Source organism: Nonomuraea sp. bgisy101, assembly GCF_057708945.1.
On record NZ_JBYITD010000015.1, the window covers coordinates 89,088 to 101,735 of the forward strand.

Annotated in this window: 10 protein-coding genes; 4 read left to right on the forward strand and 6 right to left on the reverse strand. The window is 72.6% G+C overall.

What is annotated here, in order from left to right; genetic code table 11:
* Positions 1-179 precede the first annotated feature (179 nt).
* Complete coding sequence (locus AC3EO4_RS27305; protein ID WP_431898464.1) at positions 180-1,094, forward strand: RNA polymerase sigma-70 factor; 915 nt, start codon at positions 180-182, stop codon at positions 1,092-1,094.
* A gap of 152 nt (positions 1,095-1,246) precedes the next feature.
* On the opposite strand, the gene AC3EO4_RS27310 is transcribed toward AC3EO4_RS27305, so the two are convergent.
* Positions 1,247-2,077 (reverse strand): alpha/beta fold hydrolase, encoded by an 831-nt coding sequence (locus AC3EO4_RS27310; RefSeq protein WP_431898465.1) that lies wholly within the window; start codon positions 2,075-2,077, stop codon positions 1,247-1,249.
* 67 nt (positions 2,078-2,144) lie between these two features.
* On the opposite strand from AC3EO4_RS27310, the gene AC3EO4_RS27315 reads away from it, so the two are divergent.
* Complete coding sequence (locus AC3EO4_RS27315) at positions 2,145-2,798, forward strand: TetR/AcrR family transcriptional regulator C-terminal domain-containing protein (protein ID WP_379575810.1); 654 nt, start codon at positions 2,145-2,147, stop codon at positions 2,796-2,798.
* Positions 2,799-2,822: 24 nt separating this feature from the next.
* Here AC3EO4_RS27315 and AC3EO4_RS27320 read toward each other — a convergent pair whose 3' ends face one another.
* Positions 2,823-3,515, reverse strand: coding sequence for a hypothetical protein (locus AC3EO4_RS27320; RefSeq protein WP_379575811.1), 693 nt, complete (start codon positions 3,513-3,515; stop codon positions 2,823-2,825).
* Positions 3,516-3,627: 112 nt separating this feature from the next.
* Between AC3EO4_RS27320 and AC3EO4_RS27325 the strand changes: the two genes are divergently transcribed.
* A complete protein-coding gene (locus tag AC3EO4_RS27325) occupies positions 3,628-5,778 on the forward strand; it encodes an MMPL family transporter (protein WP_431898466.1) in 2,151 nt (716 codons plus the stop codon).
* 21 nt (positions 5,779-5,799) lie between these two features.
* On the opposite strand, the gene AC3EO4_RS27330 is transcribed toward AC3EO4_RS27325, so the two are convergent.
* The 4 genes from AC3EO4_RS27330 to AC3EO4_RS27345 all read right to left on the reverse strand — a co-directional run bounded on the left by AC3EO4_RS27330 (position 5,800) and on the right by AC3EO4_RS27345 (position 11,825).
* Positions 5,800-7,512 carry an ABC transporter ATP-binding protein gene (locus AC3EO4_RS27330; RefSeq protein WP_431898467.1) on the reverse strand — a complete coding sequence of 571 codons (1,713 nt, stop codon included), beginning with the start codon at positions 7,510-7,512 and terminating at the stop codon, positions 5,800-5,802.
* Positions 7,509-10,085: an ABC transporter ATP-binding protein/permease gene (locus AC3EO4_RS27335; RefSeq protein WP_431898468.1), complete on the reverse strand. Its 2,577-nt coding sequence runs from the start codon at positions 10,083-10,085 to the stop codon at positions 7,509-7,511. The genes AC3EO4_RS27330 and AC3EO4_RS27335 overlap by 4 nt, the downstream gene beginning before the upstream one ends.
* Positions 10,085-10,741: a TetR/AcrR family transcriptional regulator gene (locus AC3EO4_RS27340; RefSeq protein WP_379575815.1), complete on the reverse strand. Its 657-nt coding sequence runs from the start codon at positions 10,739-10,741 to the stop codon at positions 10,085-10,087. Before AC3EO4_RS27340 ends, AC3EO4_RS27335 begins: the two co-directional genes overlap by 1 nt.
* A gap of 130 nt (positions 10,742-10,871) precedes the next feature.
* The gene (locus AC3EO4_RS27345; RefSeq protein ID WP_431898469.1) at positions 10,872-11,825 is read right to left on the reverse strand and encodes an AIR synthase related protein; all 954 of its coding nucleotides are present in this window, start codon (positions 11,823-11,825) and stop codon (positions 10,872-10,874) included.
* 50 nt (positions 11,826-11,875) lie between these two features.
* On the opposite strand from AC3EO4_RS27345, the gene AC3EO4_RS27350 reads away from it, so the two are divergent.
* Positions 11,876-12,616 (forward strand): phosphosulfolactate synthase, encoded by a 741-nt coding sequence (locus tag AC3EO4_RS27350; RefSeq protein ID WP_431898470.1) that lies wholly within the window; start codon positions 11,876-11,878, stop codon positions 12,614-12,616.
* Positions 12,617-12,648 lie beyond the last annotated feature (32 nt).

Below are 12,648 nucleotides of genomic sequence, written 5' to 3' on the forward strand. Positions count from 1 at the left end.
TCGGTCGCCAGCTAAGCCCGGGCAGCCTCCCCGCCTGTGACAGCCTCAGCGAAAATTTCCGAGTCGTGAGGGGCAGCGGGGCCGTCCCGTAACGCGGCACCCGAGGGGCAGGCGGCAGCCGAAGTGGCGGAAAGATGGAACCACCGGCGGTGTGTGGGACACCGGCGAATCAGGGGGCGATGACAGTGGCAGATGCCGTGGCGGAGAGCGGATCCGGCGGGCCGGAAGGCCTCGAACAGGCCGCAGAGGTCTTCGCCGGCGTGCGGCCGCGCCTGTTCGGGATCGCGTACCGGATGCTGGGCAGCGTCGCCGAGGCCGAGGACCTGGTGCAGGACGTCTGGCTGCGCTGGCAGGCCTGTGACCGCGCCGCGGTGGTCAACCCGGCCGCGTTTCTGGCGACGACGGCCACGCGGCTGGCCATCAACGCCGCCCAGTCCGCGCGGGTCCGCCGCGAGACCTACGTCGGCCCCTGGCTTCCCGAACCCGTCGACACCACCGCGGATCCACACCTCGGCGCCGAGCGCGGCGAAGCTCTGGAGTTCGCGGTCCTGCTCCTGCTGGAACGGCTCTCGCCCACCGAACGCGCGGCATACGTGCTGCGTGAAGCGTTCGACTACCCCTACCGGCAGATCGCCGACATCATCCAGCTCAACGAGGCGGCGGTCCGCCAGCTGGTCAGCCGAGCCCGCAAACACGTGCTCCGCGGGCGCCGCGCGTCCGTGACCAAAGCGGAACAGCGCAGGCTGCTGACGGCCTTCGTCGCCGCCGCCCGCTCCGGCGACCTGGGCGCGCTGGAAGAGCTCCTGGCCGCCGACGTCACCAGCCACTCCGACGGCGGCGGCGCCGTCCGTGCCTCTCGCATCCCCGTCGTCGGCGCATTCCGGGTGGCGAAGTACGTCAAGGCGTTCGCGAACCAGTTCTGGGACGGTGTCGAAGTGGCGTGGGCCAGCACGAACGGACAGACCTCCGCCCTGTTGCGCCGCGACGGGCAGGTGTTCACCGTCCTCACGGTCAGCGCCTCCGCGCAGGGCATCGACCAGGTGCTGTGGATGATGAACCCGACCAAGATCACCGCAGCGTCGGCCGCGCCATGACCTGCCGCGAGACGCTGGTCGCGGCGAGCCTTCAACCGAGCTGCGGACCGTCCTTCACGCTCACCCGATGCCGACGTCCGGGCATCACGCAGGACCCGCAGGGTGGTGACTGAGCGTCGACCTGGCCACCGGCGCGCGGAACTCCGCCACAGTCACAAGATCGGCGGGAGAACCCTGCCGGCCAGATCCTGCACGATCCGGGCGACCTGCGCCGGATGCTTCAGGTCGGCGCCGTGGTCCCGCCCGCGCATCACCACCCGTTCGGCGCTCGGCATCACCCGCTGGAGGGCGTCGAGCCGCTCGACGAGGTGCGCCGGGCTGCGGTCTCCGCCGAGCAGGATCACCGGAACCTCGATCGTGGCGTAAGCGCCGAGGCGAACACCCAGCCGGTCCAGCGCCTCGAGGTCGTCGAGCTGGCACGGCACCAGCCTGCGGTAACGGGGGACAAGGGCCGTGAGCCGGCCCGCCAGCCGAGCCTGCAGGTCCGGCAGCCCCACGGTGTCCCGCATGAAGATGGTCATCGCCTGGCCGGGCCTGCCTGCCTCCATCGCCGCCCGCGCCCGCTCGAGCACCTCGCCGCCCGCGCCCGCCAGCGGCGGCCCTGTCACCGCGGCCGGCTCGAAGATCACGGCGCCGGCGAACGAGGACGGCGATGCCACCAGGGCTTCGAGGGCGACGACCGCGCCGGAGGAGTGGCCGTAGAGCACGGCCGGTGAGCCGGCCGCCCGCGCCACCGCGAGGACGTCCTCGGCCTCCTCGGCGACGGAGCACGGTGAGCCCTGCCGGAGATCGGTCTTGAGATCCAGCCGGTACTGCCGGCGGTGCAGGCGCAGCACGCGAAAGCGCCCGGACAGGAGCGTGGCGACCTTCTGGAGCCGGGTCCCGTCGTCCAGGCCTGGCCCGACCATCACGATCGGCGGGCCCTGCCCATCGTCGTAGGCGCGGACCTCGGTGCCGTCGGCCGAAACGGTCGTGAACATCATGCCCCCGGTGTGGCCGAGAGTTCCTTAGCACTGCTAAGCCTGACTTAGCGATGCTAAGGTGTCAACCATGCGCGCGAGCAAGCGGCCAGGTCTGACCCGGCAGACGTTGATCGACACCGGGTTGAGGCTGCTCGACGACGTCGGGCTGGAGGGGCTGACGGTACGCAGGCTGGCCGCCGAACTGGGTGTCCAGTCGCCGGCCTTGTACTGGCACGTCCGCACCAAACAGGAACTGCTCGACGGGATGGCCGACGCGATCGTCAGGGCCGCCGGGATGGGGCCGCCCCGCGACGGCGAGCCCTGGCAGGAGTGGCTCACCCGCCGTGCCCGCGCCTACCGCGCCTCCCTGCTCGCCCACCGCGACGGCGCCCGCGTCGTCGTCAACGCCCGGCAGTTGAGCCTGGAAGCGACGCGGATGTTCGACGACGAGCTGACCGCCATGGTCGGCTGCGGATTCACCCCGGTGCTGGCGCTGCGCACGATCACGGCCGTCAGCCACTACGTCACCGGCTTCGTCCTCCAGGAGCAGAGCGTGCCTCGCGAGCAGGCCGACACCCCGCAGGACCGGTTGGCCGCGCTGGCCGACGTGCTCGAGGGCGGCGCCTCGGCCACCCTGCTGCGGGCCGTCCGCGAGGGCGGCCCCCCGCTCGGCGAGGACGCCTTCGAACACGGCCTGCGGACGCTCGTCAACGGCACCGCCGCCGCCCTGTCCGGGCCTTAGCCCCGCGTGGACAGGGACCGCGCGTCAACGCGTCCATGGAGGGCAGTACTCCACGTGGATGTCCTGTCCACCGCCCGGATCCAGATGCGGCCAGTAGAACAGCCGGCAGACGTGGTAGTTGCACGCGCCAGAGATGTACAGCGACCTCGCGGCAGCGACCGGCCCCTCCTTCGCCACGGCGAAGAAGTGACGGGCCGGTTCCCTGAACGCCGCGGCGCTGCCGGTCAGGAACAGCGTCTCGGCGTGCACACGCTGGTGGAGCGCGTCCCTGTTCTCGTGGAAGTTCAGGGCCCGGTAGTCGATGTCCTCGTCGGCGGGCAGGTCGGCGTCCGGGACGCTCGCGGTCCGGAGCTCGTGCGGAGGGCTCCCCGCGGTGATCCGCGCCCGCAGCCGCTTCCAGCGTGACGGTGGGAACTGCAACGAGTGGTGGGCCAGCACGAGGTCGAGCGGCCGGTCCGGGCACCTCTCCTCCCGGTCGAGGTCGGGGTTGATCCCGGGGGCGGGCGGGGTGGAGCGCATCGGCAGGTATGTCAAGGAGCGCGGAGATCGCGCGGCGAGCAGCCACAGCGTGCCGATTCGCCGGCCGTCCACCCGGTCCACGTACATGGCGTAGTGGCGGCCGTCGTCGTAGAGAGCCCCGTTGGTGAGAGGTCTGGCCGGGCGGATCACCCGGTACTCCTCGCCCTCCATGCGCACCCGCTGGACGATGATCTTCATCCGCACGGGTCACCATCCAACACGATGTGGGCTCGCGGGGTGGCGTCATGGTCACACTCGGGTCCAAGGCCTGTCACAGGGGCGCTGAAGATCGTTTTGTTTCGCTGGGGCCATGGAGAGAATCTCGGCCTGGGTCCTGCGCCGTAAGCGACTGGTCACCCTGCTGGCCTTACTGGCCTTTCTCGTCGGCATGGGCGCGACCCCGATCGCGATCCAACGCCTGTCGGAGGAGTACGCCCACCCGGGGATGCCGGCCTTCGAGGCCAACCAGGAGATCGTCAGGATCTACGGCAACGGCGGCCACCAGCGGCCCTTCGTACCGGTCGTCGTGCTGCCGCGCGGGCGGCGCGCGGACACGAGCAGGGAGGCGATCGGGCGTGCCTTCGCCGCCGTGGCCGCGAAGCTGCCCCAGGCACGTGTCGTGTCGTATGCCGACACCGGTGACCCCGGGCTGGTCGGCGCCGACGCCCGGACCACGTTCGGGCTGGTCTTCCCCGGCACCCACTCCGACGGCAGCCCGCCGGGCGGCGGCCTGGGCGAGACGCCCGACGAGAGCCCGGCCATCGTCGAGGCGATGATCCCGCACCTGCCGGCGGGCACCCGGGTGCACGTCACCGGGCTGGACACGCTCGCCCCCAGCGTGGACGCCGGTGGCGTGGACGTGCCCGCCAAGATCGGTGTCGGGGTGCTCGCCGCCGTGATCGTGCTGTCGCTGGTGTTCCGCTCGGCGCTGGCGCTGGTCCCGATCCTCATCTCCGTCCTGTCGGTCTTCGTGTCGTTCATCGTGATTCTGCCGCTCACGCTCATGATGACCGTGCACGACGTGGCGCTGACCACGATGCCGCTGCTGGGCCTGGGCATCGCCGTGGACTACTCGCTGCTGCTGGTGGCCCGCTGGCGTGAGGAGCAGGCCGGCGGCGTGCGCGGCGACGAGGCGGTGCACCGGGCCATGGCGGCCGCCGGACGCGCGGTGCTGTTCAGCGGCGCCGCGGTCGCCACCGGGCTGGTGACCATGGTGGTGCTGCCGGTGCCGTTCCTGCGCAGCCTGGGCATCGCGGGAATGATCATCTGTGCGGTGAGCGTGGCGGCGACGCTGACCGTGCTGCCGGTCCTGCTCGCCCTCACCGGCCGGCGGCTGGACCGCCGCGGCGCTACCGGCGCGCGGTTCGCCCGCGAGGCCGCCGCGGGGCGGGCGTGGTCGGCCTGGGCCCGCGGCGTGGTACGGCTGCGCCGGGTCGCGATCCTCGGCGCCGGCGGGCTGCTGCTGGCGCTTGCCGCGACCGGTCTCGGCGTCAACCTCGGCCTGCCGGAAAGCCGTCACCTGCCGGCCACCGCCCCCGGGCACGAAGGGCTGGCCGCGCTCACCCTGGCCGGCATCCCCACGGGCGTGATCACCCCCATCGACGCCCTGGTCACCGGGGATCCGTCCGGCGTCGTCGACCGGGTCAGGCAGGTGGAGGGAGTGGCGGCCGTGCTCGCGCCGGAGGCGTCCGCCTGGCGGCGTGACGGGAGCGCGGTCATCTCCGTGCTGCCGGAGGCCGAGAGCGGCGCCGTCGACGGTGAAGCGACCGTCACCCGCGTCCGCGCCGCCGTACCGGAGAGCGTGCTCGTCGGCGGGAACGCGGCGCAGAGCATGGACTTCCGGGCTCACACCTACGGGGCGTTCCCATGGATGCTGGCCATGATCGCGCTGGTCACCTTCGTGATGCTGGCCCGCGCGTTCCGGTCGCTGCTGCTGCCGGTCAAGGCGATCGCGCTCAACCTGCTGTCGCTCGGCGCGGTGATCGGCGCGATGGTGCTGCTGTGGCAGTTCGGCTGGGGCACCCGCGAGATCCTCGGCATCCAGCCCACCGGATCGATCGGCGAGTTCGTCCCCCTCACGATCTTCGCGTTCCTGTACGGCCTCAGCATGGACTACGAGGTGTTCATCCTGGCCCGCATGCGCGAGGAGTACGACAGGACCGGCGAGACCCGCCACGCGGTCGTCGAGGGCGTCGGCCGCACCGGACGGCTGGTCACCTCCGCGGCGCTGATCCTGTTCGTCTCGTTCGCGGCCCTGGCCATGACCCCCGAACTGGACGTCAAGGTCTTCGCCAGCGGCCTGGCGCTGGGCGTCCTGCTGGACGCCACCCTCATCCGCGGCGTCCTCCTCCCGGCGGCCGTGGCGATGATGGGCCGGTGGAACTGGTGGCTGCCCGCCTGGGCCGCCCGGCTCCTTCGTGTCCCGGCCTCCCCGCTCAAGGACGAGACCCCGGCGTTGTGAGCTCCCCTCGGGAAGGCCCGGTCAGGGAGCGGGAGTGGCGACCTCGGTAAGCGTCCAGCCTGCCGCCCGCTCGCGCTGCCGCCAGTAGGCGGCGAACCTGCCCTCCCGGGCCAGCAGCTCGGCCGGCGTCCCCGACTCCACCACGCGCCCCGCCTCCAGGAAGATGATCTGGTCGGCGCGGGCGATGGTGCTGAGCCGGTGGGCGATGATCAGGGTCGCCCGCTCCCTGCCGCTCGCCTCCAGAGCGCCGACGACGGCGCGCTCGTTGCCGGTGTCCAGCGCGGCGGTGGCCTCGTCCAGCAGCAGGATGGGCGCGTTCTTGAGCAGGGCGCGGGCGATGCTGACCCGCTGGCGCTCCCCGCCCGACAGGCTCGCGCCCCGCTCGCCGACCCGGGTGTCCCAGCCGTCGGGCAGGCGCTCCACCAGCTCGCCGAGCTGGGCCGCCGAGGCCGCCGCCCGGACCTGCTCGTCGGTGGCCCGCGGGTCTCCCAGCCGGACGTTGTCGCGCAGGCTCGCCTCGAACAGGTAGACGTCCTGGAAGACGATGCCCAGCCGGCCCATCAGCGCGGCCGGGTCGAAGTCCCGCACGTCGTGGCCGTCCACCCGGATGCTGCCTGAGTCCACCTCGTGGAAGCGGGCGATGAGGGCCAGCAGAGTGCTCTTGCCCGCGCCCGACGGGCCGACGACGGCGGTGGTGGTGCCGCGTTCCACGGTGAAGGAGACTCCGTCGATCGTGGCGCGGCCAGGCTCGTAGCCGAACCGCACGTCGCGCAGTTCCAGGGCCGGAGCACCGGGATCCGGTGCCGGCCGGGAGCCGTCGAGCACGGGTGCCTCGAGCAGGTCGCGCACCCGGGCGAGCGTCCCGCGCAGGTTCTGCAGCGCGGGGGACAGGTCGGCCAGGGTGGTGAACGGCTCGACGAAGCGGACGGCGACGATGACGAGGGCGACGACCTCGGGGGCGCCCAGCTCCGCCAGCACGGCGGTGGCCACCAGGGCGAGCAGGACCGCCTGCGAGGCCAGCCCGAACATCAGCTGCCCCGGCAGGCCGTACCCGATCAGGCGCAGCGCCGCCGCGCGCTGCCCGGCCAGCGCCCTGCCGACGGCCGTGCCCTTCGTGCCCGCGCGGCCGGCCGCCCGTAGCGCGGGCTGGGCGAGGGCCAGCTCGATGATGCGCTCACCCGCCTCGCCCGACGCCGAGGCGTAGGAGTCGTCCGCGGCGCGCACGCACCGCATGCTCGCCCACAGGGCGCCCAGCAGCAGCGGCGCAGCCGCCAGCGCCACCAGGCCCAGCGCGGGGGCGACCGGCAGGAGGCCCAGCCCGACCAGCACCGGGGTGAGCAGCGCGTTGGCGGCCGGGGTCACCAGCCACGCGACCGCCTGGCACAGCTCGCGTCCCGACGAGGTCATCGCCCGCCGCCCCTCGGCCTTCCGCTCGGTGGTGAACCAGCCCAGCGGGGTGCGCTGCAGCCGGTCGACCAGCCGGTTCTCCAGGCCGCCCAGCAGCTCGAAGCCGATGGCGAAGCCGGCGTCCGCGACGCGGTGGTCCAACGCCCAGCCCGCCGCCACGAGCACCGTGAGCGCCGCCACCCAGAAGAGCGCGTCGCCGCCGGAGAAGAGCGCCGACAGCAGCGGGACCAGAGTCAGCACGGCCCCTGCTCTGACCACGGCGCTCGTCGCGAGCAGGCTCGCGTAGCGGGTGACCGCACGGCGGTCGTCGATCAGGCTCAGGATCATGCGGTCACCTCGGAGGACTGGGCGGCCTGCCACAGCTCGCGGTAGAGGCCTGCCACGGCCAGGAGTTCAAAGTGCGTGCCGCGCTGCACGACGCGTCCGCCGTCGATCACCACGATGGCGTCGGCGCCGGCGATCGTGTGCAGGCGGTGCGCGATGACCAGGACGGTACGGCCGGCCACCAGGCGGCTGAGCGCCTGCTGCACCTGGTGCTCCGACTCGGGGTCGGCGAAGGCGGTCGCCTCGTCCAGGACGAGCACGCTGGGATCGGCCAGCAGCGCCCGGGCGATGGTGATCCGCTGGGCCTCGCCTCCGGACAGCCGGGCGTGCGTGTCGTAGCCGTCGGGCAGGCGCGTGATCCGGTCGTGGATGTTGGCCGCCCTGGCCGCCCGCTCCACCTCTTCGCGGCTCGCCTCCGGCCGGGCCAGCGCGATGTTGTCGTGCACGCTGCCCCGGACCAGGGAGACGTCCTGGAAGACGAAGCCGACCTTGCGGTACAGCTCGGCCAGGGAGAGTTCGCCGAGCTCGACGCCGTCGAGGGTGATACGCCCCTCGGCCGGGTCGTGGAAGCGCGCCAGCAGCGCGGCGAGGGTGGACTTGCCCGCGCCGCTGGGGCCGACCAGCGCCGTCACCGTGCCGGGAACAAGCTCCAGGTCGATACCCTCCAGGACGGCGTGCCGCCCGTCGTAGCTGAAACCGACGTTCTCGAAGCGGACCGTGTGGCGCTCGCCCTGCGGGGAACGGGGCCGGTCCGGCTCGGCCAGTTCCGGCTCCTCCAGCAGCAGGCCGATGCGCTGGGCCGCCGCCTGCGCCTCCCTGATCGAGCCCATGCCGTACGCGGCGCTCAGGAGCCGGCTGCCGAAGGTCACCCCGAGCAGCAGGAACGGCAGCAGGTCGGCCGCGCTCAACAGGCCGCCTTCCAGCATCAGACCGCCCGCCACGATGATCAGCAGCAGGGAGGTGAGCGGGCGGGTCACCAGGTCGACCAGGGTCTTGCGGCTCGACAGCGGCCGCTGCCAGGCCTCGAGGAAGCGGGCGCGCTCGGCGAGGGTGGCCCGGAAGCCGCCCGCAGGACCGGCGTCGTAGGCGCGCACCACGGCCAGGCCGTCCAGATAGGCGACCGCCTCCGAGCCGACCCGTGCCTCCCACGCCGTGAACCGGGCCAGCTGCGAGGTGGAGGCCTGGACCATGCGGGCGCTCAGGACGAAGAAGACCAGCAGCGGGATCAGCAGGGCGGCGGCGAGCCGGCCCGAGACGGAGAACAGGTAGGCCAGCACGGCCAGCGGGGTCACCAGGGCCGCCACGACGTCGAGAACCGCGTGGGTCACCAGATAGTGCAGGTCGGCCGCGTCGTCCTGGACCGCCTGCTTGATCCTGCCCGAGCTGTGGGCGGTGAACCAGCCCAGGGGGAGGCGGGACAGCTTGTCCACCACCTTCACCCGCACCTCATGGCCGAAGCGGGCGTCCAGCACGTGCATCGCCACGACCAGCAGGCCTGCCAGGGCCGCGCCCGCGCCCATCAGGATCAGGGCGAGCACGCCCAGCTCGGCCAGGCGGGTTCCGCCCGCCAGCAGCCTGCGGCACAGCTCGACCAGCAGGACGTAGGGGGCGAGCTGGAGCAGCGAGACCACGGCCTGGAACAGGCCGGCCAGCAGGAGACGGGTGCGCAGCGGGGCCAGGAGGTGCGCGCCCGCCCGCGACCGCCACCGCCCGCGGCCGGACGTTCCTGGCCGCGTGCCGCGTGGCTGGTCGGTCGCTCCATCGCGGGGCCCGGCCGGCGCCTGGTTCACGGCTCCCTCACGGGGCTCGGCAGGTTCCTGCTCCACGGCTCGCTCGCGGTCGACCCCCATCGCCTTGCCTCGGGTCCAGTACGCCCTGCCGTGCATGTCCGGCCTGGGGAAACCGAGCTCCTTCAACCTGGCCCTGACCTGCTTGGCCGCCGCCGTCTCGCCGGTGACCCAGGCGTACCAGTTCGACCAGTCCCGCTCGCCGATCGCGCGGGCCAGCGTGGCCGGGTCGCCGGTGGTCCGCAGCCACGTCACCGTGCACCGCGGATGTGCGGTGATCGGGATCTCCCCGTCCTCGTCGTGGAACCGCTCCAGCAGCAACTCCACCGGCGTCGTGTCCGGCACCGCGGTGAGGATCGCGTTGATCCCCGGCAGCGAGGCCGCGTCGCCGACCAGCAGGTAACCCTCGGGCGCGGGGTAGGGGGCGGCGAAGTGGGTGGAGGCCCACCTCGTCACCTCGACGGTGTCGCCGACCCCGGCCCGTCCCGCCCACGCGCACGCAGGACCCGCCGGCTCGTGCTGCAGGAACTCCAGGCTGACTCGCCGCAGGCCAGGGTCGGGGTCGACGAGGGTGTAGCCGCGCTGGTGCTCGCGTCCAGGACGGTCGGGATCGGGCGCCCACAGGCGTACCCAGGCGGCCGGCTCGATCGGCCCGCCGTCGAAGAGGGTCGGCGCGTCGAACGTGATGCGGCGAAAGTGCGGGGTGATGTCCTGGACGGCCACGACGGTGAGCGTGTGGTCCTGCGCGCCGAACGCCTTGGCGACAGCGCCGCCGTACCCTCTCGCCATCAGCCGGCCGTCCCAGGGACCGTGATCGGCCGGCCGGGTGGGAGTCGGGCGACCAACCCCTCGGCGGCCGCGGTGAGCATCAACACGAAGAAGTCCTCCGGAGTGTGCGCGGGAATGCCCGCCTGGGCTTGCCGCACGAGTGCCGAGCCTGCCATCGCGGCCAGCGCCTCGTCGGTGGTCTCGGAATCGAGGTGGGCCGCGCGCTCCTGCTCGGCCACGGTGACCCCCAGGGTGATGGTGGCGATCGCGGAGCTGAGCACGGTGGCGGCGGCAGGGTCGTAGCCGCGCCGGCCCAGGGCGGTGATCTGGTGCTCGAGGAGCCGGATGCCCGATGGCCCGCGCGGGAACAGCCGCTGGAGGTACTGGGCCGTGCCCGGACGCCCGAGCGTGAACCGCCGCAGTTGCGCGGCGAAGCCGACGAGGTGGGCGACGGTGGGTTCGGCCGGGTCGTCGACGAGGATCAGATCCTCCAGGATGGCCTCGCCGACCAGGCTCTCCAGCGCCGAACGGCTCGGTACACGGCGGTAGACCGCCGCCGTCGTGACGCCCAGCGCGTCGGCGACGCCCTGCACGGTGAGCTCGGCCAGACCGATCCGCGTCCCTGCGCGGACCACGTCACGGAGGGTGAAGGCGGCCGTGCGCCCACCGGTTTTCATAGGTAAGCCTTCCCTTAGTTATGGGCCATAACTTAGAGGAGGGATCGGCCTGGCGCAAGGGTCTGGTGGCGGGCCTGGAGGATCGCAGCCGCCGGGCAGACGCGTGGCTCCGCCGGGGGCCGCGGTACGGCTAGCGCACGCCGAGCCCTGTCACCCTGACCCTGGTCAGGTCGAGGGCCGGGAGGGAGCGCCCGCCGGCGGTGAGGGTGATCACGCCTGTTCCGTCGATGCCGCCGACCCTGGCGGCCGACAGGCCACGGGAGGTGAAGGCGTGCACGCAGGCGTCGGTCTGGCCGCGCTCGCAGGTCAGCAGGAAGCCGTAGCAGGGGAAGCACGTGCACCACCACGCCAGCGGCACGTCACGGGGCGCGGGGAGAGCGGCCAGACCGACCTCCGCGCCGAACGTGCCCCATTCGAGGAGCATCGCGAGGGAGCCGACAAGTCCGGCCATGCTGATGTCCTTGGCCGCCACCGCCAGGCCCTTCCTCGCGATGTCGGCCAGGAGGCGGACGTCCCCCGCGAGATCCTGTCCGCGCTCGTCGAAGGAGGGGAAGAACGGGAAGTCCTCGCGCATGACGCCGTCGGTGCAGGCGGCCACGACCAGGTCCTGCCCCTCGCGCACGTGCGTGGTGGAGAGCAGGGCGTCGGCGGATCCGACGGCGAAGGCGGAGATCGAGGGGGCGGCGTCGGCGGAGATCGTGAGGTGGCCGCCGACGATCGGCACGTCGTACAGCCGCGCCGCCTCGCGCATGCCCTCCAGGGCGGAGCGCGCGGTGGCCTCGTCCGCGACGACGGTGTCGACGATCCCCAAGGGCAGACCGCCCATCGCGGCCACGTCGTTGACGTTGGTCAGCACCGCCGCCACACCCGCGCCGTAGGGGTCGGCGCGCACGAACGGTGGCCACAGCGCCTCGCCGCAGGCGATGACCGTGCGGCCGTCCACGTCGACGGCGGCGCCGTCGTCGCCTGGCCCTTCGACCCAGCCGGAGGCGCCGAGCACCTCCGACACCAGCCCGATCGAGCGCTTGGCGCGGATCGCCGGGCTTGCCGCCACTGCCGCGACGACGTCGTCGAGCTCGGCCATGAGAGCCCGCCTCTTGTCGGAAAGTAAACAGAAATCGTAACATAGACAACGTGGGACCTGGTTTTCTCGCACTACCCACCGTGGCGGGCCGTACCCACGTCCTGGACAGGGGCCTCGCCCCCGATGCCGTTGCCGGCGTGCTGGAGCTCACCGGCGAGCACATCGACGTCTGGAAGTTCGGCTGGGGCATCGCCTACCTCGATCGCGGTCTCGACCGGAAGCTGTGGCTGTTGCGCGAGCATGAGGTCATCAGCTGCCTGGGCGGGACACTGCTCGAGATCGCCTGGTCACAGGGCAAGTCGGAGGAGTGCCTGGCCTGGGCCGAGCGCACGGGTCTGGACGCCGTGGAGGTTTCCCGCGGAGTCGTCGAGATGGACCTGGACGACAAGCGTGAGCTGATCAAGCGGGCCTGCCAGGCCTTCACCGTGTTCGCCGAGACGGGCCGCAAGGACGCAGGGACGGCCGTTCAGGCCGGCGAGTGGCGGGAGGAGATCGCCGAGGACCTGGCCGCCGGCGCCGCATGGGTGATCACCGAAGGCAGGGAGAGCGGGACGGTCGGCATCTACGACGGGTCGGGCCGCCCCCGGCAGGACATCGTCGAGGCCGCCGTCGACGCGGCCGGCATCGAGCGGGTGATGTTCGAGGCGCCCCGCATGGCGCAGCAGGCGTGGCTGATCAACCGGTTCGGCCCCGCGGTCAACCTCGCCAACATCGCGCCGGACGACGTGCTCCCGCTGGCCACGCTCCGGCGGGGACTGCGAGCCGACACCGCAGCGCTGTCGCTGCGATGACCCCGAACGATGAACCCGGACGATGGCGCCGG

Coding starts and splice junctions, on each gene's coding strand:
- AC3EO4_RS27325 (WP_431898466.1), top strand. CDS start 3,628: ATGGAGAGAATCTCGGCCTGGGTCCTGCGCCGTAAGCGACTGGTCACC.
- AC3EO4_RS27335 (WP_431898468.1), bottom strand. CDS start 10,085: ATGGCGAGAGGGTACGGCGGCGCTGTCGCCAAGGCGTTCGGCGCGCAG.
- AC3EO4_RS27345 (WP_431898469.1), bottom strand. CDS start 11,825: ATGGCCGAGCTCGACGACGTCGTCGCGGCAGTGGCGGCAAGCCCGGCG.
- AC3EO4_RS27310 (WP_431898465.1), bottom strand. CDS start 2,077: ATGATGTTCACGACCGTTTCGGCCGACGGCACCGAGGTCCGCGCCTAC.
- AC3EO4_RS27305 (WP_431898464.1), top strand. CDS start 180: ATGACAGTGGCAGATGCCGTGGCGGAGAGCGGATCCGGCGGGCCGGAA.
- AC3EO4_RS27340 (WP_379575815.1), bottom strand. CDS start 10,741: ATGAAAACCGGTGGGCGCACGGCCGCCTTCACCCTCCGTGACGTGGTC.
- AC3EO4_RS27320 (WP_379575811.1), bottom strand. CDS start 3,515: ATGAAGATCATCGTCCAGCGGGTGCGCATGGAGGGCGAGGAGTACCGG.
- AC3EO4_RS27315 (WP_379575810.1), top strand. CDS start 2,145: ATGCGCGCGAGCAAGCGGCCAGGTCTGACCCGGCAGACGTTGATCGAC.
- AC3EO4_RS27330 (WP_431898467.1), bottom strand. CDS start 7,512: ATGATCCTGAGCCTGATCGACGACCGCCGTGCGGTCACCCGCTACGCG.